The sequence below is a fragment of the Corynebacterium sp. LaCa117 genome (assembly GCF_046717765.1).
Classification (GTDB): Bacteria; Actinomycetota; Actinomycetes; order Mycobacteriales; family Mycobacteriaceae; genus Corynebacterium; species Corynebacterium kefirresidentii.
This window is the reverse complement of the sequence record NZ_CP177103.1, coordinates 1-26,273: the sequence shown is the minus strand read 5'-3', so window position 1 is coordinate 26,273 and position 26,273 is coordinate 1. Positions and strand designations below refer to the sequence as shown.

Annotated in this window: 29 protein-coding genes; 13 read left to right on the top strand and 16 right to left on the bottom strand. The window is 53.6% G+C overall.

All coding sequences use genetic code 11. The annotated features are described in order from the left end of the window. Positions 1-49: 49 nt before the first annotated feature. Positions 50-514 carry a hypothetical protein gene (locus ACLI1L_RS12620; RefSeq protein WP_411707073.1) on the top strand — a complete coding sequence of 155 codons (465 nt, stop codon included), beginning with the start codon at positions 50-52 and terminating at the stop codon, positions 512-514. 452 nt (positions 515-966) lie between these two features. On the opposite strand, the gene ACLI1L_RS12615 is transcribed toward ACLI1L_RS12620, so the two are convergent. Further along, positions 967-1,740, bottom strand: coding sequence for a hypothetical protein (locus ACLI1L_RS12615; protein ID WP_411708408.1), 774 nt, complete (start codon positions 1,738-1,740; stop codon positions 967-969). Between the two features lie 219 nt (positions 1,741-1,959). Further along, entirely contained in the window at positions 1,960-2,706 is a 747-nt protein-coding gene (locus tag ACLI1L_RS12610; RefSeq protein ID WP_411707072.1) for a YfbU family protein, read from the bottom strand. A 205-nt stretch (positions 2,707-2,911) separates the two neighbouring features. Here ACLI1L_RS12610 and ACLI1L_RS12605 point away from each other — a divergent pair, with 205 nt between their 5' ends. From ACLI1L_RS12605 to ACLI1L_RS12595, 3 genes are all read left to right on the top strand, one after another. After that, on the top strand, positions 2,912-3,169 hold the full coding sequence (locus tag ACLI1L_RS12605) for a hypothetical protein (RefSeq protein ID WP_411708407.1): 258 nt from the start codon (positions 2,912-2,914) through the stop codon (positions 3,167-3,169). Next, complete coding sequence (locus ACLI1L_RS12600; protein ID WP_411708406.1) at positions 3,169-3,762, top strand: recombinase family protein; 594 nt, start codon at positions 3,169-3,171, stop codon at positions 3,760-3,762. The genes ACLI1L_RS12605 and ACLI1L_RS12600 overlap by 1 nt, the downstream gene beginning before the upstream one ends. A 279-nt stretch (positions 3,763-4,041) precedes the next feature. Next, on the top strand, positions 4,042-4,197 hold the full coding sequence (locus ACLI1L_RS12595) for a hypothetical protein (protein ID WP_411708405.1): 156 nt from the start codon (positions 4,042-4,044) through the stop codon (positions 4,195-4,197). Here ACLI1L_RS12595 and ACLI1L_RS12590 read toward each other — a convergent pair. From ACLI1L_RS12590 to ACLI1L_RS12580, 3 genes are all read right to left on the bottom strand, one after another. Further along, on the bottom strand, positions 4,194-4,982 hold the full coding sequence (locus ACLI1L_RS12590; RefSeq protein WP_411708404.1) for an ABC transporter permease: 789 nt from the start codon (positions 4,980-4,982) through the stop codon (positions 4,194-4,196). The two genes, ACLI1L_RS12595 and ACLI1L_RS12590, sit on opposite strands and share 4 nt — an antisense overlap. Continuing rightward, positions 4,982-5,698: an ATP-binding cassette domain-containing protein gene (locus ACLI1L_RS12585; protein ID WP_411708403.1), complete on the bottom strand. Its 717-nt coding sequence runs from the start codon at positions 5,696-5,698 to the stop codon at positions 4,982-4,984. Before ACLI1L_RS12585 ends, ACLI1L_RS12590 begins: the two co-directional genes overlap by 1 nt. Before the next feature lie 1,344 nt (positions 5,699-7,042). After that, on the bottom strand, positions 7,043-7,306 hold the full coding sequence (locus ACLI1L_RS12580; protein WP_411708402.1) for a hypothetical protein: 264 nt from the start codon (positions 7,304-7,306) through the stop codon (positions 7,043-7,045). Between the two features lie 250 nt (positions 7,307-7,556). Here ACLI1L_RS12580 and ACLI1L_RS12575 point away from each other — a divergent pair, with 250 nt between their 5' ends. The 5 genes from ACLI1L_RS12575 to ACLI1L_RS12555 all read left to right on the top strand — a co-directional run bounded on the left by ACLI1L_RS12575 (position 7,557) and on the right by ACLI1L_RS12555 (position 11,213). Continuing rightward, a complete protein-coding gene (locus ACLI1L_RS12575; protein WP_411708401.1) occupies positions 7,557-7,982 on the top strand; it encodes a YjdF family protein in 426 nt (141 codons plus the stop codon). 408 nt (positions 7,983-8,390) lie between these two features. Further along, positions 8,391-8,795 (top strand): hypothetical protein, encoded by a 405-nt coding sequence (locus ACLI1L_RS12570; RefSeq protein ID WP_411708400.1) that lies wholly within the window; start codon positions 8,391-8,393, stop codon positions 8,793-8,795. After that, the gene (locus ACLI1L_RS12565) at positions 8,789-9,502 is read left to right on the top strand and encodes an ATP-binding cassette domain-containing protein (protein WP_259887946.1); all 714 of its coding nucleotides are present in this window, start codon (positions 8,789-8,791) and stop codon (positions 9,500-9,502) included. Before ACLI1L_RS12570 ends, ACLI1L_RS12565 begins: the two co-directional genes overlap by 7 nt. After that, the gene (locus ACLI1L_RS12560) at positions 9,492-10,631 is read left to right on the top strand and encodes a hypothetical protein (protein ID WP_411706757.1); all 1,140 of its coding nucleotides are present in this window, start codon (positions 9,492-9,494) and stop codon (positions 10,629-10,631) included. Before ACLI1L_RS12565 ends, ACLI1L_RS12560 begins: the two co-directional genes overlap by 11 nt. Positions 10,632-10,691: 60 nt before the next feature. After that, a complete protein-coding gene (locus ACLI1L_RS12555; RefSeq protein ID WP_293823972.1) occupies positions 10,692-11,213 on the top strand; it encodes a hypothetical protein in 522 nt (173 codons plus the stop codon). A gap of 211 nt (positions 11,214-11,424) precedes the next feature. Here the strand turns inward: ACLI1L_RS12555 and ACLI1L_RS12550 are convergent, their stop codons facing one another. Further along, the gene (locus ACLI1L_RS12550; protein WP_302258674.1) at positions 11,425-12,768 is read right to left on the bottom strand and encodes an IS256 family transposase; all 1,344 of its coding nucleotides are present in this window, start codon (positions 12,766-12,768) and stop codon (positions 11,425-11,427) included. Positions 12,769-12,791: 23 nt separating this feature from the next. Here ACLI1L_RS12550 and ACLI1L_RS12545 point away from each other — a divergent pair, with 23 nt between their 5' ends. Further along, positions 12,792-13,076 carry a type IIL restriction-modification enzyme MmeI gene (locus ACLI1L_RS12545; protein ID WP_411708399.1) on the top strand — a complete coding sequence of 95 codons (285 nt, stop codon included), beginning with the start codon at positions 12,792-12,794 and terminating at the stop codon, positions 13,074-13,076. A 50-nt stretch (positions 13,077-13,126) separates the two neighbouring features. Here ACLI1L_RS12545 and ACLI1L_RS12540 read toward each other — a convergent pair whose 3' ends face one another. From ACLI1L_RS12540 to ACLI1L_RS12525, 4 genes are all read right to left on the bottom strand, one after another. After that, positions 13,127-13,528: a DUF2268 domain-containing putative Zn-dependent protease gene (locus ACLI1L_RS12540; protein WP_411708398.1), complete on the bottom strand. Its 402-nt coding sequence runs from the start codon at positions 13,526-13,528 to the stop codon at positions 13,127-13,129. Continuing rightward, the gene (locus ACLI1L_RS12535; RefSeq protein WP_411708397.1) at positions 13,471-14,457 is read right to left on the bottom strand and encodes an IS481 family transposase; all 987 of its coding nucleotides are present in this window, start codon (positions 14,455-14,457) and stop codon (positions 13,471-13,473) included. The genes ACLI1L_RS12540 and ACLI1L_RS12535 overlap by 58 nt, the downstream gene beginning before the upstream one ends. 147 nt (positions 14,458-14,604) lie before the next feature. Continuing rightward, entirely contained in the window at positions 14,605-15,048 is a 444-nt protein-coding gene (locus ACLI1L_RS12530; protein ID WP_142093233.1) for a nuclear transport factor 2 family protein, read from the bottom strand. Between the two features lie 32 nt (positions 15,049-15,080). Next, positions 15,081-15,692 (bottom strand): DJ-1/PfpI family protein, encoded by a 612-nt coding sequence (locus ACLI1L_RS12525; RefSeq protein WP_259851271.1) that lies wholly within the window; start codon positions 15,690-15,692, stop codon positions 15,081-15,083. An 82-nt stretch (positions 15,693-15,774) separates the two neighbouring features. Between ACLI1L_RS12525 and ACLI1L_RS12520 the strand changes: the two genes are divergently transcribed. Next, positions 15,775-16,707 (top strand): GlxA family transcriptional regulator, encoded by a 933-nt coding sequence (locus tag ACLI1L_RS12520; RefSeq protein ID WP_259851270.1) that lies wholly within the window; start codon positions 15,775-15,777, stop codon positions 16,705-16,707. On the opposite strand, the gene ACLI1L_RS12515 is transcribed toward ACLI1L_RS12520, so the two are convergent. From ACLI1L_RS12515 to ACLI1L_RS12505, 3 genes are all read right to left on the bottom strand, one after another. Beyond that, positions 16,598-17,002, bottom strand: coding sequence for a DUF2268 domain-containing putative Zn-dependent protease (locus ACLI1L_RS12515; RefSeq protein WP_411708409.1), 405 nt, complete (start codon positions 17,000-17,002; stop codon positions 16,598-16,600). The two genes, ACLI1L_RS12520 and ACLI1L_RS12515, sit on opposite strands and share 110 nt — an antisense overlap. 1,006 nt (positions 17,003-18,008) lie before the next feature. Next, a complete protein-coding gene (locus ACLI1L_RS12510; protein ID WP_411708396.1) occupies positions 18,009-18,968 on the bottom strand; it encodes a replication protein RepA in 960 nt (319 codons plus the stop codon). A 374-nt stretch (positions 18,969-19,342) separates the two neighbouring features. Continuing rightward, complete coding sequence (locus ACLI1L_RS12505) at positions 19,343-19,606, bottom strand: ribbon-helix-helix protein, CopG family (protein ID WP_086892526.1); 264 nt, start codon at positions 19,604-19,606, stop codon at positions 19,343-19,345. 223 nt (positions 19,607-19,829) lie between these two features. On the opposite strand from ACLI1L_RS12505, the gene ACLI1L_RS12500 reads away from it, so the two are divergent. Further along, positions 19,830-20,093 carry a hypothetical protein gene (locus ACLI1L_RS12500; protein ID WP_157420840.1) on the top strand — a complete coding sequence of 88 codons (264 nt, stop codon included), beginning with the start codon at positions 19,830-19,832 and terminating at the stop codon, positions 20,091-20,093. Between the two features lie 34 nt (positions 20,094-20,127). Here the strand turns inward: ACLI1L_RS12500 and ACLI1L_RS12495 are convergent, their stop codons facing one another. After that, positions 20,128-20,502, bottom strand: a complete 375-nt coding sequence (locus tag ACLI1L_RS12495) for a 3-deoxy-D-manno-octulosonate 8-phosphate phosphatase (protein ID WP_411708395.1) — start codon at positions 20,500-20,502, stop codon at positions 20,128-20,130. Positions 20,503-20,730: 228 nt separating this feature from the next. On the opposite strand from ACLI1L_RS12495, the gene mobF reads away from it, so the two are divergent. Continuing rightward, complete coding sequence (gene mobF / locus ACLI1L_RS12490; protein ID WP_411708394.1) at positions 20,731-25,344, top strand: MobF family relaxase; 4,614 nt, start codon at positions 20,731-20,733, stop codon at positions 25,342-25,344. A gap of 85 nt (positions 25,345-25,429) precedes the next feature. On the opposite strand, the gene ACLI1L_RS12485 is transcribed toward mobF, so the two are convergent. Further along, on the bottom strand, positions 25,430-25,666 hold the full coding sequence (locus tag ACLI1L_RS12485; RefSeq protein WP_239230422.1) for a peptide transporter: 237 nt from the start codon (positions 25,664-25,666) through the stop codon (positions 25,430-25,432). Positions 25,667-25,676: 10 nt separating this feature from the next. Then, positions 25,677-26,273 carry a ParA family protein gene (locus ACLI1L_RS12480; RefSeq protein ID WP_086892521.1) on the bottom strand — a complete coding sequence of 199 codons (597 nt, stop codon included), beginning with the start codon at positions 26,271-26,273 and terminating at the stop codon, positions 25,677-25,679.

Here is a 26,273-nt window from a genome sequence, read left to right as displayed (position 1 = left end):
AGACCTTGGCGTACTAAACAACCGACGAAAAAGGAAGTGCATCGAGAAAATGAAAATTGAAGGTACCTGTCCCTTGCCCGTAAAACCCGGTATGACGGTGAACCAGGCTACTAAAGCATGCTACGACTCTGAGCTGACTGCCGATACGTATGAAGAGCAGTTTGAAGGCTGGGTTGATATCGAAACACTAGAACCCGGTGATCCTGGCCGCAAGATTGTGTGCTGTGTGGAGGACGGTAAGTGCGTCACCGTTGAAATGAAGTACATAGAGTTGTCAATCACAGATACCTTCTATGGCGTTGACCTTAATCGTCGCCCCGCCGAGACCGCACAGGAGAGCACTGAACGAGTCGCACAAGAGCTACAACGCCAAGGCATCCGCACCGAGATAAATGATTTCCTCATCTTATTGCCTGACCACTTAGTCGCAGTCGAAGTCGACGAAGGCGTTGCGTGGTTCGACCCTGACTATTGGAGTCTTGAGGATTTTCTTGAAACGTCGTTCCTTGCCTAGTGAAAAGCAATTCTTAGACGTTAGCGAACGCGCCGGCAGCAGCATGCTTTAACGGAAAACAATTAGGACAAGCCCCAACTTTGGCGAAAGTTCTAGTTTCCCGCTTTGTACTGCGGGATATGGCTAAGGTCGTTGCGCTCGTATTGCGAGCAAGGATCTGAACCTTGTTAGGTAGCCCCCGAACATCTAGCCCTGTAGGGCTGGAAGGAAATATAAGCTACACCGCCTGGGACAGCCACTGGAACATCGACAAGCTCTACGCTCTCGATGAGCTGTGCTTTTGGCTCAAAGAAACCGGCTTGATACAACCCGAGTCTTAGAAGGGAACCCGCAGAAAATCCCCGTTGGTCTAGGTCGAAACTGCGCGCTGTTTGAGTCCGTAAGAACCCTCGGGGCTTCGACAAGATTTGATACAAGAATAGTATTTGGAGACTGTTCTTAAGAAAGCCTTTTCATTGTGGTTTACGCCGAATGACGTCCGGTATTCGGGCGGGGCCAGTAATCCATACTTCTGCCCCTGGCCACAGAGCATTGACAGTGCGACTAGCAATTCTGTGCCAGTGGCGTAGCGTAGCGACATCTAGTAGCGGTTCGAGATGCGAAGCGCGGTTTCTCGCGTGCAGCAAGGTTGAGCACCAGGAGTAGGCGGTGCCCGCTGAAGTATTAAAACCTTTACCTGTACCGCAGATGTTTGTTTTCAAATTTATTGCCTCGTTCCAGATGTCAATTTGCGGAGCGGTGGAGCGCCCGCCCAGACTGATGGGTTTGGGAATGAGATGTGGCCATGTCCCGAATGTTAGAGATGCCACTAGGTCATCATGGGTGGGGGATGGGTTCGTACGGTTCCCTTGAGGGTCTTTCATGACTCCCTGCGCTTTGGCTTCCCACCATTTTCCGTATAAATCCCCTGGTCGACGGTGGGGAGAATTTAACCAATTTGGGGGCGGAGTGGGTCGAACAATGTGAGAAAGCGGCACTTGAGGTCTGGTGATCCACTCATAGGTTCCACCTTTGATAATGTTCCATTTTCTCAGCTGTTGATCAATAGTGTCGCGAAGGGCAACCTCAACGATAGCTAGAGTGCTAGTCACCGCGGCAGCTACATCGATGTTCCATTGATACAGGGCAAGAGCTTTCTCCGGATCTTGGTTTGCTGCGGCGAGATAGGTCTGGAATCTCGGGGTAGGGATGTTATTGATGAGTTGTTGGCGGTTTGAGGCTCTCATGCTGGCTTTCTATCTAACTTTCGCGGTTTCCAGGTTTGCGTCATTGCGGAGGGGGAGGTAAAGTATTTCTCACTGAGCAGGAATCACCTGCAAATTAAAAGAAATTCTGGTCCTGAGCTTATAGCTCAGGGCCGCTTTTCGTTTTTATTGGCAACCGTTGGTCTAGTCTGCAGTATTATGCATTATGTCTTACGTCCGTCGTGAACAGCTTTTTATTTTTTACTTAAGCTGAGTTTCCGGGGCGGCTAACAGCACACGACTAATTTCCTTCGCATTAAGGTTAGAACGGGCGCCTCGACTCGCGGCCTTGCGCCATGCCGGCTTAAATTCTGCAAGCATGGCGCGATAGGTCGGCAACATCTCACTGTGGGAGTTGCCACCTTGAGTTTGAAGGAACTCTTTCTGTTCCTCCCAGCGGCAAGTTTCGACAAGATAGTCCACGTAGCCAGCGAGCTTGGATTCAAGATCGATTTGGTAATCAAACCCTCGGAAAGAGCCGTAGTATTCAGCGTCGACAACACCGGTCTGTTCCCAACCGTGTCTACCAAGGTCTTGGATGCTGTATTTAATCACCCGAAACATGTCAAGGATGTCCCACACAAGCTTGCATTCCTCATAGGTTAATCCGTCATTGGCGCCGGAAAATATACGGGGATATTCTCCTGCATACCCATATTCAAGGGCTTTCATCGTGTCCTGGATGGATTCTGCGTCATATAGCTCGTCAGGTAGGTCACCGTGAGCGGCGAGTAAAAGTTGACATCCCAGGGACAAGGTCTTGCGTTCAACGACGCTTAAGGAAAAATTCTGCTGGGATTGCCTTTGGAATTCTTCTTTGTTGATCTGCCCGATTTGCGTCTCGAGGATTTGGCGAAGGTAATCGCTCTGGGATTGGCCGTTTCCTTCGGCCTCCTTGGCAATAAGGGCCTTGAGTTCGTCGGGAATGCGGATGGTTATGGATTTCATAGTTTCTCTCAATTCATCATGTATTCATGTCTTACAAATCAACATACGCGCTTACGTGACCAAAGGCAATTGTGTTCAACTTAGGCACACCCTATTGTTACGCCGGTGTGTGGCGGAATGTTTCCTGTAAAATAGGGCCGTTCCTAGCATTGTTTTACACGTGTCTAGCGGGGTCTAGTCCTTATATTTACAGAAAGTGGTGAGTGTGGTGTTATCATCTGATGGTTTCCATATTGAAAGTCATATTGACTCTGTGCCCGCGTTGGTGCGGGTGAAAGATCTGCATGGTGGGTTGTCGTCGGGGCAGCAGGCGTTGGGCAGGATTGTGCAGTCCTTGCTTGCTGATGCTGATGGTCTCGACGGGGCACAGTTGTCTGACTTGGCGCGGGTGGTTGAGTCGTATCGTGATGCGGTCATTGCCCAGGAGAATGCTGCCTTTAACCCTTCGCGGGGCGAAGACTAATGGGCAATGACTCTGGTTCGCATGGGCAGCGGGTGGGGTATATCCGTGTTTCCACGGTGGAGCAGAATAATCAGCGTCAGAAAGAACTACTCAATGCTTCCGGCAGGATTGACCGGTTCTTTGAAGATAAGATTTCCGGCCGCACTAAGACTGCGCGCCCTGGGCTTGTCGAGTGTATGGCGTATGTGCGCGACGGGGACGAGCTTGTCGTGTCGTCGATTGACCGCCTCGCCCGATCGCTGACGGATCTGCGCGGGATTGTTGATGAACTTACCGGCAAGGGTGTGACTGTTACTTTTCTGCATGAGAATCTCGCGTTTGCGAAAGACACCACGGATCCGCGTGCGGATTTAATGCTGGGTATTTTAGGTTCGTTTGCGGAGTTTGAGCGGGCCATTATCCGCGAGCGCCAAGCAGAGGGGATTGCGTTGGCGAAAAAGGCAGGCAAGTACAAAGGTCGCAAGCCGGCTCTTAGCCCGCAGCAGGTAGCGGAGATTAAGCGGCGTGTGCTGGCGGGGGAGTCAAAGGCAGCACTAGCGCGGGAATTCGGGGTTACCCGTCCTACGGTGTATCGGGCGTTGAAAAACGCTTAAAGCGGCGCAGCTGTGAGGGTAAATCAGCGTGCCCGTCAGTCCTGCCATATGTCTTGCCATATGGCAGGACATATGTTTAACCATATGCTTTAGCATATGTCCGATGTTGTGTAGTTCTACCTGCTCTTTTTTACGTCTAGTTAGGGCGTTGGGCGGAGACATTGACAGACTTGGGTGCGGCTACGAGTAACTCGGTGCGCGTTTCCCACCGTGGAAAGCTGCGATACGTGTCGGAGGCGATATTATGTTGCGAGTCCAGTCGGGCAAGAGAGACGGACAATGGATAAGCACTCATTGGGCACACTCAGCCATAAAGGAAAAGACCCTGACGCCACTTCCGGGAAGAAGCTGGAGTTGGCAATCAAGGTCATAGAACTTATCGATGATGTTGTGAAGTTGTCTGCGCTTAAGCGCAGACAACTCTCCAGAGACTAAATCGCCTTTTTGGAAGCCCGCTTAAATAGAAAAAGCGTGGAGACCAAAAGGATTAGTGAAAGTAGGAGCCACATTAAGGTGTAAAGCGTCTGCGCTTGCCAGAACGCTGAATTTGGATAAAACTCAACCAAGTATTTTCCGTTTTCGATTGGCTCTGATTCAAGAATATCGCCGGGGACTGGAAGAAGGGCTGGATCTGGGTGTGGCCCTGAAAATTCCCCCTTTTCAACGGGAAGGAGAGGATTAAGCCAAGAAGCTCCTGTCGTTCCTACCAATAAACCTAATGCGAAAGTTACGGCCACAGCGGGAATTGATTTTTTAAAAACTACGCCAGCAATCGAAGCAATAGACACCATTAGTACCGTCACCACAGCTGGGTAGAGGGCATGGCCAGCGATGTACGAGTACGACATCATGTTTTTAACTTGATTCAACCCGTCCGAGCGCAGCTGACTGACTTCCACAATCCCCCATACACAAACTCCAAAGATTAGTGCTGAGATTAGAGGGCTAATAATACGGCAGAAAAACCACTTGGAGGAAGAGAGATCTTGGCTTAAGGACCAGACAACAGATTTCGTCTCAAATTCTTTAGAGAATAAAGCCACTGCCCACACAATTCCGGCGAACATGGGGACAATACCGGCCAGCATTTCAGTCATCCCAAGATAAGGCTTGAAATTGACTTCGTATGCCGCCAGTAACGCCAGTAGCACAAGAATTGCCGCACATGATAGCCAAGCGGGTCGGTCAATTTTGAAGTAGTGTAAAGCTACTTTTAGCATTAGAGGCCTTTCCTAGTCAGATGTTCAAGCACAAATTCTTCAAAGGCACTATCTTTTTGTGGATCAATTTCTTCTCTCTCTACAGCCGCAAGAAGATCTCCTTCTTCAATTACCCAAAGGTGGGTAAGTATTGCAGATAAATCAGATACGGTATGCGATGATACTAATATCCCAACGCCATCTTCTTTCGCCGCCTGTTCCAAGAGTTCTCGAACCCAGATTTTAACTACTGGATCTAGATCAGCCATAGGTTCATCGAGAATCATGAATTTTTTATTCCGCGCTAGAGAAATAATCAGCGCGACTTGAGTATGCTGTCCGCCAGATAATTGAGATACTTTTGATTTCCCGGATATTCCGAGTGACTCAATTTTTTCTTTTGCCCACTGATAGTTGAAAGAGTCGTTAATGTCACGGGCTAGTCGAGTATGCTGCTCTACCGTAATACTCGAATAGAGGGGACGGCCTTGTGATACGAAGGCAACCGAAGAAGATAGGTCGTCATCTTTCTCTTTTTTGTCCGACAGGACGTGAATCTTTCCTTCGGTAGGTATGAGGTGGCCTGTCAGCGCTGACATGATGGTTGATTTTCCGGCCCCATTTCGCCCTACCATTGCCACGATGTCACTGGATCTCAGCTTTGACGAAAAATTGTTGATGATGACTCTATTCCCACGGATTATTTTTATTCCGTCGGCGACAAGCGAGCTTGTCATTTTCTTCCTTTCTGTAAAACGGTGCAGCCACGAAAATCACCTGCCTAGGTACGTAACAAATGGACATGCGAAGATCTAGCAACAATACATTTAAATCAAGCTTTTCATATTTATTAACTACACACAGTTCTTTAACCTACGAGTAACCTGCGCAATCCGATTTAGAGAAAACATTCTCCACACGACGAGATTGATGAGTCCAAGTACGGCTACGAGTGTCTCTGTGTGCATTTTGCCTCGTGGGCGGCTTTTATAAAGGCAAGGGTGGAATCATGCTTCTAGGTCTCGTCAGGTGCGGCTGCTAACGTTATTTCTGGTTCACAACCACCCCCGCTACTCGTGGTGGGGTGTGGGCGTGACTTCCTCGTCGGTGCGCGGTAAGGCCCGCGCGTGACGTGGGCTGTCCCGCGCGCCCTTTTTTCAGGCGAGCGGACAACCCTACGACGCAAAGGGAGGTAGACAATGGGTAAACACTCATTGGATACACCCGGTCACAAGAGAAAAGACCCCGCCACCAAAGGAGCTGCAATCCTTAACCTGGTGAGCGGAGTCCTCAACGTTGTGACCGCTACCGTGAGGCTCATTGCGGTGATGCTTCACGTGGGTCTTTAAGGCCCGAGGGTCTCAACGAGTAGCCGCTCGTTGGGGCCCTTTTTATTGTGCAGCGATGATTCAGGGACGAACCATGCTGTCATGTCTTAGGCTAATGTGCGCGCGGAGGTTTCGCAATACTCCCACTAAGCTCACGACCGCCCGGCAGCGCCATGAGCTGTTGTTTGCCAACTACGCAACTTTGACTAAATAGGCATATATATTCGACTTAAAACTGAGTGGTTTCCACTTGCTTTTTTATAATAAAAGTGTTATAATAAAAGGGCTTCACGGGCTGAGCTAAGCAGTGATCTAGGGTTCAAATCCCTGGGTACCTTAGCATTCGCAGTGTTGTTTCTGATTGCTCTTTGGATTAGTGAAACTGTAGGTCAAATCTTTTTGGAAATGTCCGCTGTCCACACGAATCAAGAAAAGGAGCAAAATATGGGTAATAACAAGCGAAGCCGCTTCATTGTGGCAATTGAAAATGTAGGTACTGGAACAATCGGTGGCTCACTGCTCTTGCTGAGCTCGTGAAGAAAACAAGCGAGGAACCCTAGAGTTTTTAATTGACTCTGGGGTTTCTTTTGCTGCCGCGAAAGTCACGTACGGTTCCCCTGCCGCTAGGCAGTTAGGTAAACCCCTGTGGATAACCTGGGGTTGTGTGGTAAGTCAGCGTGCCCGTCAGTCCTATCATATGTCTTAACATATGGCACGACGTATGCTTTCACATATGTCCGCCAGAACGTGGGTTTACCTGCTGATTCTTTCGGATAGACAGGCCCCGAAAAGGAGAGCCCACAGGGCGAGCAGTCCAAGCGACACAATAAGTGCGGTAAAAATTAGCGGCAGCTCCGCGAGGGCGAAAAGGATATAGGCACCAAGAACCGTTGCCACGCTGGTCCCGCCTCCAATCGCAGCGACTCGCATACGGTCTTGTGGCTGTTCGCGGCGGATGGTCTGGACGGCCAAGACGGCGGCACACACCAGCGCAGCCAAGACAATAACTATGTACATTCCTCTTCTCCTTTCGGTGCTGGCGCTTATCCTATCGGGAGGGTGTGCACGGTCTGCGTGCTGCATTTCCTCAGAATCAGGGTGTGTTATTGTTACCTCCCGTAAGATCCTGATGCGCAAAACGCACAGTCTCAGTAGGAAGTCTGAGCGATAGCACTAGCTAGTGCTATCCGTCGCTTTAGCTCTTACTCTCATGAGAGCTAAGGAATCCAGCGTCGTCAGGTCCGCTTTAGCGTACCTGGAGACAACTTTGCCTGCTCAATTCACCCTTTTTCACGATGGACAATTTTGGTGCGGAGTCTACGAGACTTCCAGCAACAACCAACTCCGCGCCGTCCGAGTAGTTTTCGGCCCCGAGCCTAATAATGCCGAACTTTATGAGTGGCTGCTCGTCAATGGTTCTTCCCTAGTCAAACGTGCCCATCGTTCCGTACCTATACCTGGCACTCTTGAAGAGCCACAGCGAGGAAATCCCAAACGCCTGCAGCGGAAAGTCAATAAGGAGCAACGCAAGACCTCAGGGGTGTCCTCGAAAGCCCAAGAAGCGACAAAATTAAATTTTGAATTAGCTAACGCAAACAAGAAGAAAGCTTCGCGAATCGCTCGACGCGAGGAAGCGCAACGGAAATTTCAGATCCGTGCCGCTAAAAAGAAGGCCAAACATAAAGGCAAGTAGTCGAAGACATCAAAGCGAAGTTGCCACACAGCGAGAGGAAAGCTGTGTAGTCGTATGTCTACTTCTGCGCACGTACGATCCCCGCTATATGTCTGCAAGGACAAAGGGGCCCTAGCCTAGTGAGGGACGCGTCAACTCGAAAGATTTATGCCGTTTGAACTTGGCGTTTTCCTCGTGGCGTATGAATATGAACATGCACTTTAGAGGTGGATAAAACTTGGGGATAAGGGGTAATTTGGGGTAATTAATTAAAATATCTTTACTGCGGGCTGTGCATACTATAAACGGATAAGTTAAGGTAAAACTGTTTCAGGCATAGGTAAAAGCCATCCAACACTTAGAGCTTGAGACAGACGCATAAAGGCGAGGCCGATTTTGGCGTGCTTAACTTTCGAAAGGAAAAGTACTGTGAAGAAGAAAATTGCAGCAGGGCTAGTTACTGCCTTGGCGGTTTCTATGTTCGCTGCTCCAGCGAACGCGGAGGGACACTTTGAAACCAGTGTTAACGGGGTTCGCGATAAATACAGGACTCGTGGCTGGACCGATCGAAACATTGATGGTTACAACACGGAGATTACAGCAGCTACCTGCTCAAATGCTACACCAGGATCTCCTGGAAAAGTTGAGATGACCCTGCGCCGAGAGCTTTCTAAGAGGCCGGACCCCGACCTAGGATCGCGTGCGTTCAATAGATGCTATGGGGGATGGGACCGAGGCGGGTGGGGGCGCCAGGCTGCAGGAAAGTATCATGCTGATATCCATACATTTGATTGGAACCACTTGACCATCAAGTGGATGAAATTTGTATGGTAGCGACCATCCAGGTTAATGCACTAAGGGTACGGCGTTCAAATAAAACAATTCTGGATATACCGCAGCTGGTGATAGATGAACGCCCCACGCTTCTACTGGGGGCTAATGGTGCTGGGAAATCAACGCTTTTTTCTGCTCTTGCATCAGATTCTTCTCCGAAGGAAGGAACAGTCCTGAGGGAAGGATCTATATCTATAGTGGAGCAGAAATTTAACCCTATTACCGGTTTCACCTCTAGTGAGTACTGCGCTTATGTTGCTTGGTTGTTCGGACGAGATAAAAAGACTGCAAAGAAAGAAAGCTTAGATTGGCTAGATTTTGTAGATTTGTCAAGAGTGTCTAGTCAACGGTGCGAAAGTCTTAGCGGCGGAGAACGCTCTAGGCTAGCGATCGCCACTGCGTTGAACTCTGGGGCGGAAACATTACTGCTTGATGAACCTAGTGCGGCACTTGATCCACTCAACAAAGAACATGTCACTGAGGTATATCAACGGATTGTGGATAGAGGGCATAACCTAGTTGTCTCAACGCATGATGCCGGCGAACTACAGAGACCTTTCGAGCGTGTCCTTGTTCTTGATAAGGGGAAGCTACATTTCGATGGTTCACGGCAAGATTTTGTACAGCTAGCTACAGAGTCGGGAAATACCCCAGCGCATATTCTCTCACGATCTCTTGTACGGAGAGGAAACTACAGTGATTCCTAATTTCGGCGTTAAACACTGGCTTCGTCGTCCATCATTATGGATTTGCCTTATTGGGCTAATCCTTAGCGCAGTTCCTATTTCGGAATTAGGAAAGACGCCATACTATGAGTCGAATGCTGCTCAATCTACACTGGTGTTCTTCGTAATTGCTCCTGCGGTTTCTGCCGCAATGGCATGGGAAGCATCACGTTTTCGTCCTCTAGTGCAGATGGGGAGAAAATCTGTAGTTCGTATTTATGTGAACCGAATGTTTGCATGGTCGCTGATTTTTCCCCTTGGCTATGTATTAGCAAGTCTTTCACAAAGTACTGATTCTGCGCTGTTCGGCTCTTTAATCTTTTGGGTTATGCTGGCTTACTCGTCCATCGTCGGCATCTGTTGGACGCTAATCGGAAGTGCACTTGGTTTTTCGTTTAAACCACTGATATCAGTGTCTGTATCAGCTGCGCTTGCATATACGTGGTATGCGGTAGTTCCAGCCACTTCTCCTGGAGCCCTAAGACATATAACTGGTGATTTTTTAGCGTGCTGTTCTTATGATGCAACGCTAGATGTGAAAGCAATTGGGACAGCAATTGCAGGGATTATCGGAGCTACACTGACCATAGTCTCGGTTGCGGCACTGTTTAGGCACAGTAGTAAAATGTATATGTTAACTTTCTTTTTAGGGCTTCTCTGTCTTATCGGTTCTTTTGCTTGGGCGCAGCAACTCACAGAGTTTGGCCTTGCACAAAGAGATTCTCGTCAGCTTGTTTGCTCTTCTAATGTATGCGCATGGCCTGAAATTCCTAGCGAAAATATATTACTTAATATCCAGGCGAGGGATGCTTTCTCTAAAATAGCACCCACTGAGTGGAGAGATTTTTCAGAACGTCCTGTGATGTGGGGAGATTTTTCGGAAGAGCATTTAAGTTTAAGCGGCCAATCCACGGTAGAGGGGATAGTTGGAGAGTTCGTGGATCAAGCTGGATCTGCAGAACTGATTCGTTCAGACGCTAAAATCTGCGGAATTCCGGCGAAAGATTTGGGAATTACGCTTAGTGGTCTTCCTTGGGAGCCTAATCGACAAGTTAACGTTGAAGATGTTGTTCAGCGTATCGAGCACACTGTGTGCAGAGTTAGCAATTAGCTCATGACATCATACGCATTCTTGTACTGCCGTGGGCATAGGCTAATTACTGTTTTAGTCATGGTGCTGTTTATCGGCTTTGTTCTTGCTTTTGCTGAGGGATGGTTACTAAATATCCCTTGGCTCGCTGATACCGCTGGAGCAAACGTTGGCACTTTATGTTCGTTTTCTTACGCCGCATTGCCAGTGATTTTTTTCAGAAATCAGATTTCCAGGTTAGAAGCGCAAGCTTCACGGAATTGGCTGTTTATTGACGGTATAGTCCTCGTAACTTTATGGATTATTCCTTGGGTATTTTCCCTTTGCGGCATAGGAAGCACTAGATTTGCTTATGTATCTACTGTTCTTACAGGTTTGACGCTTCTTATAGGTAGATATGTGGGTGTGGATACACTTGCTTTGTCGCTTGTAGCACAGCTTGTCTTACAAACTGCTCTTTGGCCATCATTGTCTGATACAAATTGGAAACTCCTTCTTTTCGCTTTAGAGGTTCCACCCGGCCGTATTCCATTACTATTAAGCGCGGTTTCTTTTTTCGTAAGTGTTGTTTCTTTGCGTAAATTCAAGCGCTCTGCGTTTTAGCTGGAGACGCGAACTTCGTTCTACCTGACCCAGAAGGTCTTCAATTCTCTTTGATTTCGTCCTTCAATTGTTTGTTTTGCCACGTAATAAACAATTGAAGGACGAATTAAATCCGATCTCCGCTTCGGATCAACTCTGACGTGGTACACGTTCCCCGTGCCAGAGTTCGACGAGAAAGAGCGTGTCAAGTTGTTTGTGTGTGGGGCTAGGTTTATAGGTATTTGTCGAAGCGGTCGGGGTAGGCCACGGCCATCTGGTTAATGGCTTGTTTCCAGCCGGAAACTCGGGCTCCTTCCATGAGTCTGCCGGCTGTCGCTGAGACTCGTTTGCCTTGCTTTGCCCTCTTTGCCGCTCGTTTATCTTCAATGTTGCAGATCATCAACCACAGCGTCTTGAGCGCTGATTCATCGTTGGTGAACTGCACCCTGTTGCGGGTAGCTTTACGCAGTTCATTGTTGAATGATTCAATCGAATTCGTCGTATAGATAACCTTTCTGGCCGCTGGTGGGAACTGTAGAAACGGTACGAAACGCGCCCATGCATCTCGCCAGACCTTGACTGAGCGTGGATACTTTTCTCCCAATTCAGAGGCTTCAAATTCGTCTAAAGCAACCTTAGCTGTGGGTTCGTCCGCGGCGGTGTAAATCTTTTTCAACGCGGCCGATACGCCCCGGCGATCCCCGTAGGCTACCCACCGGTTAGCTGCACGAATCAGGTGCACGATACAGGTTTGCACCATAGAGTTCGGCCAGGTTGCCTCGACTGCTTCAGGCAGGCCTTTAAGCCCGTCACAGCAGACGATAAAGACGTCTTTGACCCCACGGTTAGAAAGATTGGCGCATACCTGCGCCCAAAATGAAGCGCCTTCTTCTTTGGCAATCCACAATCCCAAAATGTGCTTGATACCGTCAAGATCCACACCGATAGCCATGTACGCGGACTTGTTGACCACTCGGCCACCGTCGCGGACTTTAATGCGCAACGCATCCAGGAAAATGACCGGGTAGAACTCATCTAGCTGGCGGTTTTGCCAGACCATGACCTCATCGAGGACGGCATCGGTGACTGCGGAAATCGTCTCATGGGAAACATCAACACGCATCGCAGTTGCCATATGGTGCTGGATATCCCTAATTGTCATCCCACCGGCGTACAAGCTGACGATCATGTCATCGACATCAGTCAATCTCCTCGCGCCTTTAGGGACCATAGTCGGCAAGAATGTTCCCGCCCGATCCCTCGGGACATCAACGGTAACTGGCCCGTAGTTAGAATCCACGGTCTTTGGATACGACCCGTTGCGGTGATTGTCTGTCCCAGCAGCAGCTTTAGCGCTCCTGTCGCCAGACTCGTAGCCCAAATGCGCATCCATCTCAGCGTTGAGTCCCCTGGTAATCGAGGCCTGCAACATGCCGCGAACCAGGTCGTTGGCATCCGTTGTGGATGTGCCTAGGTCATCAATCAGCTTCGCGATTTCAGGGTTAGCAAGCAGCTTCTTTTCAATCGCATCAATCTTGGCCTTATCAGCCGGATCTCGTCGTGCCACAGTAGTCATTCTGGTCCATCTCCTCATGCAGGTTGGGAACCCACACACAAACCATCAGACACTCTCACGAGAAAACACGGCAGCGCATTATTAAGGCAGGCAAGAAGGTGCTCGATGCCCGCGCGCTGCACCCAGAGCGCTCGCTGGCCGAGCACTACAACCCACTCGCCATAGCCCCGGAACTCATCAAGGCGCATGACGCGCTTGACCGTGAGGTGGATAAGGCATTTGGCGCTTCCCGTAAGCTCACGACCGTCCGGCAGTGCCAGGAGCTGTTGTTTGCCAATTACGAAAAGCTCACCACGCAGCAGCCCTAAAAACACCTGGTATGTCCTGCCCTACGGCAAGACATACCAGGTGTTTCTTGTCAGCTGTCGTGTCGCGTCAGGCCTAATTGTGGCAAGGCAACATTTAAGATTTCAGCGGCAGGTGTGGTGACACACTCGGCGGCCGTCCGACCTGTCTTATCCATGTAGGCTTTGGTGATACGAGCCCCTGCGGCGCAACCAGCTCCGGTGGGTAGCCCGACCGGTTTCGATCCCATCAGACGGGCGCTCGAATCTCCAAGCACCCATGCGGCGAAGTCCTGCATGCCTGTCACATCCAAGCCCTCGACGACCCGTCTTAGTACATCTTCTCTCGATCTGGTTTGGTCGGTGACGAAGTGAGTATATCCACGCTGGCCGTAGAACTGGGCAGCAAACAGGTCGGCTAGTTGTACTGATCGGGGACGTTGGTCAATCGTGAGAACGGCGGCTGGTTCCCGCAAGCGGTGTGGGGCCGGTGGTGGTTGTAGTAGTGCAGCCAGCCGTCGAGTTCTCCGCGGCGTTCGGTCTCGCTGGTGTAGCAGCGGGCGTAGGCCCAGCCGTCGGCCAGGGTGCGGTGGAAGCGTTCGATCTTCCCGTTGGTCTGCGGCCGATAGGGCCTGGTGCGCTTGTGCCGGATGCCGAGCTCGTGGCAGGTGTCTCGCCACAGGTGTGAGCGGTACGCGCCGCCGTTGTCGGACAGGACCCGCTCGACGGTGACGCCGCGGGCGTTGAACCACTCGACGGCCCGAACGAGGACCGCGGTGGCGGTGAGGGCGGTTTCGTCGTCGTGGCTCTCGGCGTAGGCGACGCGGGAATGGTCGTCGATGACGGTGTGGACGTAGGCCTTGCCCATCAACGGGTCGCTGTACTTGTTCTTGGGCTTGCCCGGGGTGGCGGCGCGGTTCTTCTCGCCCTGCTGGCGGCCGACGTAGCGCCAGCCTCCACCGTCGGGGATGTTGCCGAGCTTCTTCACGTCGACGTGGAGCATCGCGCCGGGGTGGTCGTGCTCGTAGCGGCGGACGGGCTCCCCGGTGGCGCGGTCGACGTGGGAGAGCCGGTTCAGCCGGGCGTCGACCAGGATCCGGTGGACCGTGGACGGTGCGATCCCGAGCCGGCAGGCGAGCTGGACCGGGCCTTCGCGCAGTCGGAGGCGAAGCCGGATGCAGCGCTTCGCAGTTGCGTGGCTGGTCTTGTTCGGCGACCGGCGGGGCCGTGAGGAGCGGTCCTGCATGGACTGGCCGGTGCGGTAGCGGTCGGCCCAGCGCTTCACGGTGGGCCAGGAGACCTGGAAGCGGGCGGCGACCTCGCTGATCGGGAAGCCATCGTCGACCACGAGACGGCCGACGATCAGGCGGTGCCGGGGCGTGAGAGCGGCGTTGGGGTGGGACACGTAGAGCCTTTCGGATGCGAAAGCGGCCGACGACCTTACGGTCGCCGGCCAGCTGGTTGGTGCTGTTACGCGGATGGTCCAGCCCCGGGGCATGCACCGCGCGTCATCTCGACAGACAGGGACATCCGGTCGCGGGATGGTGGGGTGTTACCAGGTGGGAAGCTCGCCCTGGCCTGGGGTGACGCGTCGCTCCTCCTGGCTGATGGGACGGTCGTTGATGCTGGCTTCGCGATGGGTCATGTAGCCGTGCGCGTCGAAGCGCCACAGTTCGTTGCCGTAGGAGCGCCACCACTGGCCGTCATGGTCGTGCCATTCGTACTGGAATCGCACGGCGATCTGGTCGTCGGTGAACGCCCACAGGTTCTTGCGGAGTTGGTAGCCGAGTTCCCGATCCCACTTGTCGGTGAGGAAGGCGATCACCTGGTCGCGGCCGGTGATCGTCTGGTCACGGTTTCGCCAGACGGTGTCGACGCTGTAGGCCTGCGCGACCTTCTCGGGGTCGCGTGTGTTCCACGCGTCCTCGGCGGCCTGCACCTTGAGGGCGGCGGTTTCGGCGGTGAACGGCGGGGTGGGTTTACGGGTTTCGGTCATGTGATGGCTCCTTGCTCTGGGAAGGGGATGTGTCAGTGGTGTGTGGGCGTTGACCATGTGGGCGGCGCCGGGTGGTACTCGATGCCGTCCTTTACCTGTCGGGCGCGGCCGGGGCCGGCGAGTCGACCGACGAGGTGGAGGGCCATGTCGATGCCCGCCGAGACGCCGGCCGCGGTGACGATCTGCCCATCGTCGACCCAGCGCTGGTCGGGGCATGGCGTGATGGTCGGGTCGAGGGCGAGTAGCTCGTCGAACCTTGCGTGGTACGTGGTAGCCGGGCGTGCGTGCAGGAGCCCTGCGGCGGCAAGTATCAGGGCCCCGGCGCAGACACTGCTCACCAGGGCACCGCTCTCGGCGGCGTCGCACAGCCACCGCAGGTGGTCAGTGTCCGCAAGGCGTGCCCTGGTGCCGCGTCCTCCCGGCTCCACGATGAGGTCCGGGCGCGGCACCGCTGCCTTGGCTGCGGTGGGAACCACCTGGAGTCCCTTGGCGCAGCGGCGGGGCTGGCCGTCATCCGTGGCCAGGTCCACCCGCCAACCATCGGCCGGATATGTCTGAGTCCAGTACGACAGCACTTCCCACGGGCCGACGGCGTCGAGTTCCTCCGTACCGTCGAACAGGTCGATCACGATGCGCTTGCTCATGGCATCAACCCTACCGGGGCGCCTTGCCCGGTGCGAGCGGCAGGAATGACGTAGTGCGTGCAATTCCTGCCATAATCGGTGCGTGCCACACCACGTCGTCGCCCTCGCCCTGCCCGGAGTGGTCGCCTTCGACCTGTCGACGGTTGCCCAGGTCTTCGGGCATCCCGCCGAAGAGGAGTACACCTTCGCGGTGGCGGCGCCCGACGGTGATGACGTCATGACCTCCAGCGGATTCAGCATCGGCGCCGTCCATGACCTGGATGCGTTGGCCCACGCCCGCACGGTCATCATCCCTGGCTACCGGCCCCATCACCGTCCTCATGACGACACGCTGAGGGTGCTCCGCAACGCCTACCAGCGCGGCACGAGAGTCGCGTCGGTGTGCACTGGCGCCTTTGCCCTCGCTGCAACCGGGCTCCTTGACGGGCTGACCGCCACCACGCACTGGCAGGACGCCGGGGAGTTGCAGCGGTTGTACCCCGAAATCACGGTGCAGCCCGATGTGCTCTACGTGGACCACGGACAGGTCGCCACCAGTGCCGGCGTGGCCGCCGGAATCGACCTATGCCTGCACCTGGTGCGCAGGGACCTTGGGGAGCGGGTCGCCGCCCGTATTGCCCGCCGCATGGTGGTACCGCCCCACCGAGCAGGCGGCCAGGCCCAATACATCGAGCCAGCGGCAGCTCCCACGACACACGGTTTCGCCGAGCTCACCGACTGGATCGTGGACCACCTCGAGCAGAGGCTCAGCGTCGCCGATCTGGCGCGCCATGCGCACTTGTCCGAACGGCAGCTCGCGCGGCGCTTCGTTGCTGAGACGGGACAGACCCCTCTGCAATGGATCCTGCACCAGCGGGTTCTTGCTGCCCGACGCCTACTGGAAAACAGCAGCCTGCCAATGGACGTCATTGCGCAGCGCACCGGCTTGGGAACAGCAAGCACGCTACGGCGTCACCTGCGTCGAGAGATCGACGTGACTCCCACGAACTACCGGCGCACCTTCCGCGCTGACTAAGTATGGGTCGATCAACCTCTCCGGTCAGTACAGCTAGTCCCTCGGCCACGACGTGCTCACCGACGGTCACTGTCTGCGGGTCCCATACGATGCCGTCAGCTGAATATCGGACGTTGTGGCGCAACTCGTGTAGGGCAATCGCTTCTAGACGATGGAGAACTTCCTCAGTCGGCCAGATGGTGATGGCAATGTAGCCACTGATCCCACCGAAGGCCGACAGGCCTCGAACTTCGTCCATGAAGTGCTCGTTGGAAGGATCACCTAACACTAGAAGCACAGTGAGGTCAGGAATCATGAGTCCTGGGTTAGCAGTCGCCAAGTATTGAACCCCTTTAGCGAGAGCTTGCTCAACTCGAGACCAAGCGTTGGCCTCCTCCAATTTGCAGAGCGCATCATCTACCTGCTGACGTGAGGAATCCGGGCCGAATCCGAAGTTCTGACTGTGCACGGCAGCCATATCGAGACCGCCTGGAATGAAGAAATACATGCCAGCCATAGGCTCCCATAATTTACGAGCGGCATCCTGCCACTGTCCCGGAGGGCTATCCAACATCGTGCGCATTCCCGTGGCGCTGTCGATCATCGAGATTGGCATGTCCCTAAACGTAAACCCTGACGCAGCGTTAAGGTCAACCTTCAGGTTCAATAAACGTGTCCGGTTAATATATCTGGCCAGCGAAGTAGGAGTCGCTGTTATTAACGGGATTGTCCGGTGCTGCAAAATGCGTGCGATTGTACGCTTGCTACCTACAAGTAGTACATCGAGTACCACCTCGGTTGTCACGCTGTGTGTCGTACAGGGGTTTACCCTTGTTTGCAAGAAGCACAAAACTACGTGGAGGGTCGTAGGACTGTGGTTGTTGTGGGGTGTTTGGTGGCAACCAAATCTATTGATTTGGGCGGCAGCCCAACGAGCCGTCAGGCGAGGCGGGAGCATAAACCGTAACCAACAAAAACGTCTTTTTGTTGGGTGATCGGCTGGGCATATAGATCTACAGGGATATAGTTATAAGCCATCTGGGAAAATAGGTAAACCCGCAGGTAAAACCCTGTGGATAACTAGCTCTGTATGCGTAAATCTGCGCAGGCGTATGCGTAAATCTGCGCAGGCGTATGCGTAAATCTGCGCAGGCGTATGCGTAAATCTGCGCAGACCTCTTTTTCGTATGCGTAAATCTGCGCAGCTTTACCTTGGAAAACGCTCGTATGCGTAAATCTGCGCAGGCGTATGCGTAAATCTGCGCAAGCTGTTTTGGGTAAAAAGAAAGCGCCCGGTAGGGCGCTAGTCTTTCGTGTTCGGTTTAGTCGAGTTCGGGGCGCGGTGGTTTCTGTTGAACTGATGGGGCGGTTCTGGTGACGGTTACTCCGTCTGTGCTGGCTTCAATGCCTGCTTCTGGCCATACATTTAGGATGTCCGATATGGCGCTTTTGAAATTGCGTCGGAAGCTGGCTATTTCTTGGGAAGTTTCTAGCTCTTTGGTCGCGAAGTTGGCGGCGATCATGTCCCAGGTGAAGGTGTAGGCTTCGCGGTTGTTTTTTGCCAGCCAGTACTGTTTTACCGTGAGCCAGATGTAGAGGTCCATGGCTCGTGGTTTGTTGAGTTCACGTAGGACGTTGAGGTCGATGGGGATGGGGGATTCTGCAATGTGCTTGAAGAACTGGGGCGTGAGTTTGAGGTAAGACTCAACGAAGCTGCCCTGGTTGGGGTCGCGGGAGTCGAACCAGAGATCCCAGTCCTCCATGATCTGGGTGTTGCGTCCTCGTGCGTGAACGCCGTCGTCGCTTTTTACAGTAATCATTGAACCAGCGAGGCGTAGAAGTTGCTCACGTGCGATGGTGAGCGTTCCTTTGCTACCTCCTGTTCCACGCTGTCCAATTCCGATTGCTTGGAGGAAGTGGTTCATCGAGTGGCCTAGTGGAATGCGGCAGGCTTCGTCGATGGTTAGGGTGCTGTCTTTGACTTTTCCTGCGTTGGCTACGGCTCGGGTAATGACGTAGGCCATGATGAGGCGCGGGTACTTGCCGTAGGGTAGTCCTTCGTCTGAGTAGACGACGATTTTTCCAGAGGGGGTTTCGATAACTCGCTTGTCGTCGTCGGTTTTGCGGTAGGGGAAGAGTGCTTGGACAAAAAGCTTGGAGGTGTAGCCGACGTCTTGGGCTTGGAGGAGTTCTTGTGCGGCGTCGTGTTCTTGCCTGCGGGCTAGTTCTTTGACTGCTTCGAGCTTGGCGCGGCGCTCATTGGGGTTGTGTGGGGGCTGCATGGTGCCGTGGTCTCCTTTCGGATTATCGGCACCGACCGTGTTGTGCTTTGCTCACTGTCCGTGGGGAAGTGGTAAAGTCTTAACCGACACGGTCGGTGTCGATTTTCTTTTGGACCCCCGCTAGAGTTGCCGCTCGATGATGCGGGGGTTTCCTCGTTTGAGGAATGTACGCGCCCTGGACTTGAACCGAGGGTGTGTGCCGCTCGCGCTGCGCACCTCATGAGTGTGGGGTGCGGCTTTTTATTTTCTCCGCCTATTAAATCACATCAGTGTGACTTACTGGGAGATTTAGTAATAGTGGCGGCTCTTGCCAAGAAGCCTTATCGGCTGTTTGCTTTGATGAAGCTTGCTCGGAACCTAAGGCATTAGTGGAATCACTCTTGTTCTTCGGACTCGTCTTTTAGCCCGTTGAGCATTATTTGGTTAAACAGGTTGTTGATTGTCTTCTCTTCGAAGTCTGCAGCCACTTGATTCCAATGGAATTCTTCTAGTTTGGGAAGCATGGCTGTAATAGCCATTTTTAAGTAGAAACCTCGACTACGTCCTGTCCTATCGCAGAGAGCGTCGAGTCGTTCAATGATTTCATCTGGCATCCGTACAGACACCACACGTCCGGAAGGGTGGGGTGCTTGTTTCATATGCAGTATCCTCTCCTTGGCAGCAAGCGTAAACAATGTTTACGCTTGCTGCCACTCTTGGGACTGTCGATAGAATTATTTAATCGACATTCTGTAAACAATGTTTACTATACGTAAGACTGGAGGAGTTTTTCTCAAACTCTTTAGCAGCATCATGAGCGGCGCGCGCCGCAGAGAGGAAGGACGCCTCCGTGGACGTACTGCCATTTATCGGTTACCAACCATGTCCCCAGCTGCACTCATCGCCATGTCGGTCTGGATGCTCATTGCCCAGATACGAAGCGCAGGATTGGGGACAGGAATCATCAGAGCACTAGGCAGAGTAATCGCCTGGTACTTCCTCGCTTTCCTCGGCGTGATGGTTGGCTCCATGGCCGACCACTATGAGCGCGCCACGGATGAGACCAACGACTCGCCCTACTCCAACACGTATGACGCCGCGCCCGCCAACCCCGGTGAGTATTACGACCCGAACGAGCAACAGTAACCACAGCCGCTAACACCGAAGACTGTCTTTCTTTCTACTGGGCACCCTTCTTATAGTCACCATCGCCGCCAGCGCCACTAAGGGCGCTGGCGGCTTCGTCATCGTCCTGGCGCTCACTGTCGCCAGTATGCGACTCGTCTTCTATAGGTGAATCGTTCACACTAGGAGAAGACTCCTTAGCAGTCTTGAGCATTGCGTTGAAATCTCGCTGGCTCACACCGACGAGCTCGCGCACAAATTTCTTAGCTTCACCTAGGTCGATAATGGACTGTGAGACTTCACCAATCTTTTCGTTCAACTCGTCTCGCAGATCAATAAGGCTAAGCAACGAGTTAATGCTCTTCTTCCGGTCGCGAAGCTTACGCTGTTCCTCTTCGAGATGCTGACGCAGTTCCTGACGCTTCTTCAAACTTCTACTTGCGGTAACCATAAACCCACAATGCCAGCGAACGCACCGCTCCACTCCTGACACAAACACCACGCGGGAAGTTCGGCGTAGTCGGAAGCAATCAGCGGACTATCCCTGCAGGCTTTCGACAGCGTTGTAGACCTGCAGCGGCGGACGCGAGCGCCCTTTTCACAACACACTATTGGCACTCTTAGTGTTAATCGGATTTTGGCTGCTAGACTAGGGCGCATGATGACCCTGCGCGTAGTCAATAGCGGAACAGGTTATGAGTACCTGTTGCGCTCTGTGGCTACCAATGATGGGCCGACAGATGCGCCAAGTTTGTCGAAGTATTACGACGCGAAGGGAACCCCGCCAGGTCGTTGGTTAGGATCTGGTTTGGCCGGGTTGAACACCGAAACGGTCACCGAAGGTGGGGAAGTTACCGAGTCTCAAATGGCCGCATTGTACGGCGAGGGTCTGCACCCAGATGCGGATATGAAGATAGTCGAGGGGCAGAAAATCAAGGACGTCCAGCTGGGGCGTCCGTTTGCTAACTTCACCAACGACATTCCGGTTTTGGTCGCTTTGCGTGACGCGGAACGCCGCCACCGGCAGACCACTGGCACGTTGATGAGCAAGCAAGAACGCGCCGAGTTAGTCCAGGATATTGGCCGGGAGTTCTTCATTGAAGAACACGGCGTCGAGCCGCAATCGGGCCGGGAAGTCGTCAACTGGGTTAACGGGTTAAAGGACAATGTGCGCCAGTCTGTGTCGGGTTTTGACCTGACTTTTTCGCCTGCTAAGTCCGTGTCGGTGGCGTGGGCACTGTCTGATGAGAAGACCGCGCGGCGCATTGAGGCGTTTCATCACCAGGCCGTGAAGGAGGCTATTGCGTGGGCAGAAGACAACGTGTTCTTCACTCGATCTGGCAAGCAAGGGCGTGAACAAGTTAAGACAAAAGGTGTTATTGCGTCCGAATTTAAGCACTACGATACGCGCGCAGGAGACCCTGATTTGCACTCGCACGTGCTGGTATCCAACAAGGTTCAAGCCGAAGACGGACGGTGGCTATCGCTTGATTCCAAGGCGCTGCACAAGCAGGCTCAGGCTATTTCGCACCGCTATGACTCCATCTTGAACACCCTGCTTTCTAACGAGATGGGCTACTCATTCACCGCCTGCGACCATGGGGTCAACAAGGAACCCACGTGGGAGATCGACGGTATTTCGCAGTCGTTGATGGAGTCGTTTTCTAAGCGTCGACGCGGCGCACAGCCGGTCTATCAGCGACTGGTGGAAGAGTTTGTTGCCGCTCGCGGCACAACGCCAAACTCGGTTGAGGTGGGTCGTTTGTGGCAGGAAGCTATCTTGGAAACCCGTGACGCGAAGCGTGAACCAGAAAGCCTTACAGAGCTTCGCGCAGGCTGGAAAGCGGAAGTTGCCGCGCGTGATACTGGGGCAGAAGAACTCGCTGCCATCGCCCAACTTGCCGCAGAAGACGCCCGTGATAAGCGCCCAGTCTTCCACGCAGAGGAACACCTTCCGGGTCTTATTGACGAGGTTTTAGACACAGTTACCAGGCGTCGCTCTTACTTTCGTGCCTCGCATGTAGCGACTGCTGCGGGTGGAAAACTCCAGGGCTATCGCTTCGCGTCGCTGGCCGAGCGCGACCTTATCCATGCCACTGTGGTGGAGGCTATTGTGCGCGATAAGGCCATTTCCTTGAATGATTTCGACGTCTTGGAACTGCCCGAAGCCTTGAAGAACACGGCTGGTAAAGCCCGCGATACCCGCGCCGATAGCGAGCTTTATACCACCCAGGACATCCTCGATACCGAAGACAAAGCACTGGCCGCACTGAACGAGCCGGTGGCTGCATTCGCACCGTCTGCAGCGATTGATAAGGCACTGGATGAGCATGAAGCGCAGGCTGGGTTCCGCCTTAATGCAGGGCAGGAATCCATGGCCCGCTACCTGCTTACCTGCGGCACACTGGCCGCTACCGGCGTAGGCCCGGCAGGTACCGGCAAGACCGCATCTATGCGTCTGGTTGCCAATGTGTGGACCAATGAAGGCGGCAACGTGATTGGTCTGGCCCCGTCTGCTCAGGCGGCAGAGGTGTTGTCGAAAGACTTAGGCTTTGACGCTTTTACCATCGACAAACTCACCTACACCTGGCGCGGAAACCACCCCACAAAGCCCGGCCATAGCCTAAAAGACCTTCCAGTATCCATTAACTCCGGCGACATGATCATCGTCGACGAGGCCGGCATGGCCTCGACCCCTAACATCGGGTCACTGTTGGAAATTGCCGAGGAAGCAGGCGCAGTCGTGCGCTTTATTGGTGACCATAAACAGCTCGGTGCGGTCGAAAACGGCGGACTTTTCGGCGCTATGGTCAATGCTTCTGGCCGCACAGATAATCAACTTTCCGAAGTCGTGCGCTTCGGCGGAGATAGTGAGCAATCTGCTACCAGCTTGCGCTTGCGCGAGGGTGATTCGTCTACTTTCGACTTCTACGCTGAGCGTGGTTGGGTCAATGGTGGCGCGCGCGGCGACATGCTAGATAAGGCCGCAGCAGACTACCTGGGGGATATTTCTAGCGGTAAAACCAGTCTTCTTATTGCTGCCACCAACCGCGATGTGGCAGAACTCAACGAGACAATCCGCGCCCACTACATCGCCCACAGCATTGTGGACACCACCGTGGAAGCCCAGCTTTCTAGAGGCGAAAAAGCCGGTCTAGGCGATACGATTCTGGCGCGCAAGAACCAGACTTTCTACGACGACGAGACTGCTACCAGTACCCGTATTAACAACGGCACGCTTATGACAGTCACCGGGATTTGCGAGGACGGTAGTGTCACCGCCCGCAACAAGGCAACCGGTGAGGCGCTGTGCCTGCCAGCAGACTACGTCCGCGACAATGTGCAGCTAGGCTATGCGGCTACCGTCCACCGCGCCCAGGGCAGCACCGTGGACTGCACCCGCGCGGTCATTGACCACCACGTCGATAGGGCAGGGCTGTATGTTGCACTGACCCGAGGCAAGCTTGCCAACCACATCTATGCGGTCACCGAGCACCAGCTAGATGAACTTGCCGAGGAAGGCCACTACCACTACCAGGGCATAGACCACGCCCCGAGTGCCAGGGACGTCTTTAATAAGGCAATCTCGCGCGATAACAGCCCGAAGGCCGCACGCGAGGTCATAGCCGAGGTGGTCGACGAGCAGACCTCACCTGATCGCATGATGGGCCTGTGGCTTATGGGTAAAGATGAAGCCACCAACGACTTCATCGACGCTTACCTGCCGGACTGGATCGACGCTCTGCCCGGTGATCTTGCTAGAAAGATCGAAGCCAGCGACGATGGTGTCGCACCTATTCGCTATGGTTGGGCACAGCTTATTGATGCAGGTATTGACCCGCGTACCGTCATGGACGCGGCTACTCGCGATATTGACAATGCTCATGATCCGGCACGGCTTATCCGCTACCGCCTAGATGAACAGCTCCGCCAGCTTGATACGGGCAAACGCAACCAACTACCACCTATCTCCAGGCATGCGGACATGGAACTCGATACGTGGCTGCGCGCCCACAACCCTTATGACCATGCCGAGACCACCCGACTTACCGGCGAGGAAAACAACCTCAACCGGCTCAACCAGGAGGTGCTGGCAGAGCACGCACGCTTTGCTAGTTCCAAGGTGGAATCGCTCACTTGGCAGGAAGCAAGTATTACTACTCGCCTCTACGAGGACAAGGAGTCTGCTGTCAACGAGGTAAAGGCTGACTTCCAGCAGGTGCGTCTTGATGCTGCGCGTATTCGCGCCTATGAGCAGGCCATGGCAGACCACAGTGCGGCCCTTCGTGAAGAAGAAGCTGCCCTGGCAGACATTGAGCACCAACGCCTACTGGCAGAAGACTACGCCCGCCCGGTAGCCGAGCGGGCCTACGACCACGACGCTGCAGGCTATGGCACCTACCAACAGCGTATAGACGAGGCGCACACGCGTCTTGAACAGGCGCAACAGCGCCGCAAGCGTGCCCAGCAGGCCATTGAAGAGACCGGCGCTAACTTGCCGGAGGCAGGTTTGTGGGAGGAAATCTGCTACCGCGCCGACGACCAAGAAGAATGGGACAAGCGCCTGCGCGAAGCCGCGCAACACGACAATGACCACACTCAGAGGCTTCAACAGCGTCTCGATACTATCCGCCGCGACAAGATGGACTGGGCTGACCGCGCCGACATTGCTACCCGCTTGTGCGCAGAAGAAATCCCTCACGATGTTGCCGACCATGCAGGCTACATTGCCGATGAAGTAAACCTGCTAGCCGCACAACGCACCTACGAACTACGCCGCCTTGGCATAGATGAACCTGCCCAAGAGGCAATCCGCGACATGATGGCAGATACCATCGCCGCTGCTTACGAACCAGACAACACTGACTATGACGAGCCAGATACCTCCTACAACGAGGTGGAGGAAGAACCACCAGCACCTGAGACCACCCCAGAAGCTGACAACACCGATAACTCCCAAGACGAAGACGCCGGCGGACTGAACGAGGGTGCGCGAGCAAGCCTCGACTTCATTGCAAGTCTGGGACTCGGAGATGAAGGCTCCGAGAAGCCTCAAAGCCACGACGACAAGGACGAGAACGATACTGCCCAACAATCAGACGAAGAAAACACCTCAGAACCGAAGCTCCACCCCGGCGCACAAGCAAGCATGGACTTTATCGCCAGCCTCGGCCTAGGTGGTAAGCAGCAAAGCGTTACCAGCGACAGCGACACCACCGACGAACAAGCACCCGCTGATGAGCTTGAAGAAGAGCAAGGCCCAGAGCTCTAGAAAACAGCGAAGCCAAAGCACTAGAGGCGTATATGTGTATATGCCTATATGAGTACATGTGTATGTAGGTATATAGGCCAGATAATCAGCGTCTTTCCTCGAGCCATCGTGTTGCCCACTCTTCAAAAAGCTGGGAGATACTCTTCTCTTCTTCCACTGCGGCAAGTTTGAGTTCTTTAATCAATTGCCGATCGCGGACGTACAACTGAAGACGTGTCGCTTTATCATTAGCTTGAGCGAACATCTTTGTTGAAGGCGAGCTCTCCGACCTATTCCCAGACGATTCTTCCCGCGCCTTATTCTTAGCCTTTGGAATTGCCATCGTTTACCCCTTAATCCTCAAATGCTGCGACTACTTCTCGAGCCAAAGAATCCCAAACCTTCGTACTACTGGGTTTTGTTCCAAAAACACGACGTGTAGCCGCCCTAGTTGGGATGACTGTCTCAGCAAGCGCTGCAGTCTCATCGCCCTCCAGCTCGGCATGGACTTCATCTAGAAGTTTTTCCCTCCTGTCAACATTCGACAGAACAACCGCTGTTGGTATCCCCTTTTCTATTAGCCAAGAAAGCGTTACCTGCGTTCGATCAATATCCATCGGGGAAACACCGGTTGGAAGAAGAACTAAATCGGCAGCCTCGGCGCTTTCGGTTATGAAAGCTAGACCACCTGGAGGGGTGTCGACTATAAGAAAGTCCGGATTATTCCCCCTCCTGACAACTCCAGAGAAGTCACTTGAGCTGCGGACAGATTCGATAGGAAATGGAAAATCCTCCACTTTGGATGCCCATCGGGTGGCAGATTGCTGGGGGTCGCCGTCTGCGACTGCGACCGTATAGCCCATCTTCCGAATTGCCTCTGCGAGCATTACCGAAAGTGTGGTTTTTCCCGTCCCGCCTTTCGACTGAATTACGGAAATTACTCGAGTCAT

Coding starts and splice junctions, on each gene's coding strand:
- ACLI1L_RS12510 (WP_411708396.1), bottom strand. CDS start 18,968: ATGCAGCCCCCACACAACCCCAATGAGCGCCGCGCCAAGCTCGAAGCA.
- ACLI1L_RS12555 (WP_293823972.1), top strand. CDS start 10,692: ATGGTGCTGTTTATCGGCTTTGTTCTTGCTTTTGCTGAGGGATGGTTA.
- ACLI1L_RS12515 (WP_411708409.1), bottom strand. CDS start 17,002: ATGATTCCTGACCTCACTGTGCTTCTAGTGTTAGGTGATCCTTCCAAC.
- ACLI1L_RS12585 (WP_411708403.1), bottom strand. CDS start 5,698: ATGACAAGCTCGCTTGTCGCCGACGGAATAAAAATAATCCGTGGGAAT.
- ACLI1L_RS12505 (WP_086892526.1), bottom strand. CDS start 19,606: ATGAAACAAGCACCCCACCCTTCCGGACGTGTGGTGTCTGTACGGATG.
- ACLI1L_RS12580 (WP_411708402.1), bottom strand. CDS start 7,306: ATGTACATAGTTATTGTCTTGGCTGCGCTGGTGTGTGCCGCCGTCTTG.
- ACLI1L_RS12620 (WP_411707073.1), top strand. CDS start 50: ATGAAAATTGAAGGTACCTGTCCCTTGCCCGTAAAACCCGGTATGACG.
- ACLI1L_RS12590 (WP_411708404.1), bottom strand. CDS start 4,982: ATGCTAAAAGTAGCTTTACACTACTTCAAAATTGACCGACCCGCTTGG.
- ACLI1L_RS12550 (WP_302258674.1), bottom strand. CDS start 12,768: ATGACTACTGTGGCACGACGAGATCCGGCTGATAAGGCCAAGATTGAT.
- ACLI1L_RS12595 (WP_411708405.1), top strand. CDS start 4,042: ATGGATAAGCACTCATTGGGCACACTCAGCCATAAAGGAAAAGACCCT.
- ACLI1L_RS12525 (WP_259851271.1), bottom strand. CDS start 15,692: ATGAGCAAGCGCATCGTGATCGACCTGTTCGACGGTACGGAGGAACTC.
- ACLI1L_RS12485 (WP_239230422.1), bottom strand. CDS start 25,666: ATGGCAATTCCAAAGGCTAAGAATAAGGCGCGGGAAGAATCGTCTGGG.
- ACLI1L_RS12610 (WP_411707072.1), bottom strand. CDS start 2,706: ATGAAATCCATAACCATCCGCATTCCCGACGAACTCAAGGCCCTTATT.
- ACLI1L_RS12600 (WP_411708406.1), top strand. CDS start 3,169: ATGGGCAATGACTCTGGTTCGCATGGGCAGCGGGTGGGGTATATCCGT.
- ACLI1L_RS12500 (WP_157420840.1), top strand. CDS start 19,830: ATGTCCCCAGCTGCACTCATCGCCATGTCGGTCTGGATGCTCATTGCC.
- mobF (WP_411708394.1), top strand. CDS start 20,731: ATGATGACCCTGCGCGTAGTCAATAGCGGAACAGGTTATGAGTACCTG.
- ACLI1L_RS12530 (WP_142093233.1), bottom strand. CDS start 15,048: ATGACCGAAACCCGTAAACCCACCCCGCCGTTCACCGCCGAAACCGCC.
- ACLI1L_RS12565 (WP_259887946.1), top strand. CDS start 8,789: ATGGTAGCGACCATCCAGGTTAATGCACTAAGGGTACGGCGTTCAAAT.
- ACLI1L_RS12615 (WP_411708408.1), bottom strand. CDS start 1,740: ATGAGAGCCTCAAACCGCCAACAACTCATCAATAACATCCCTACCCCG.
- ACLI1L_RS12480 (WP_086892521.1), bottom strand. CDS start 26,273: ATGACTCGAGTAATTTCCGTAATTCAGTCGAAAGGCGGGACGGGAAAA.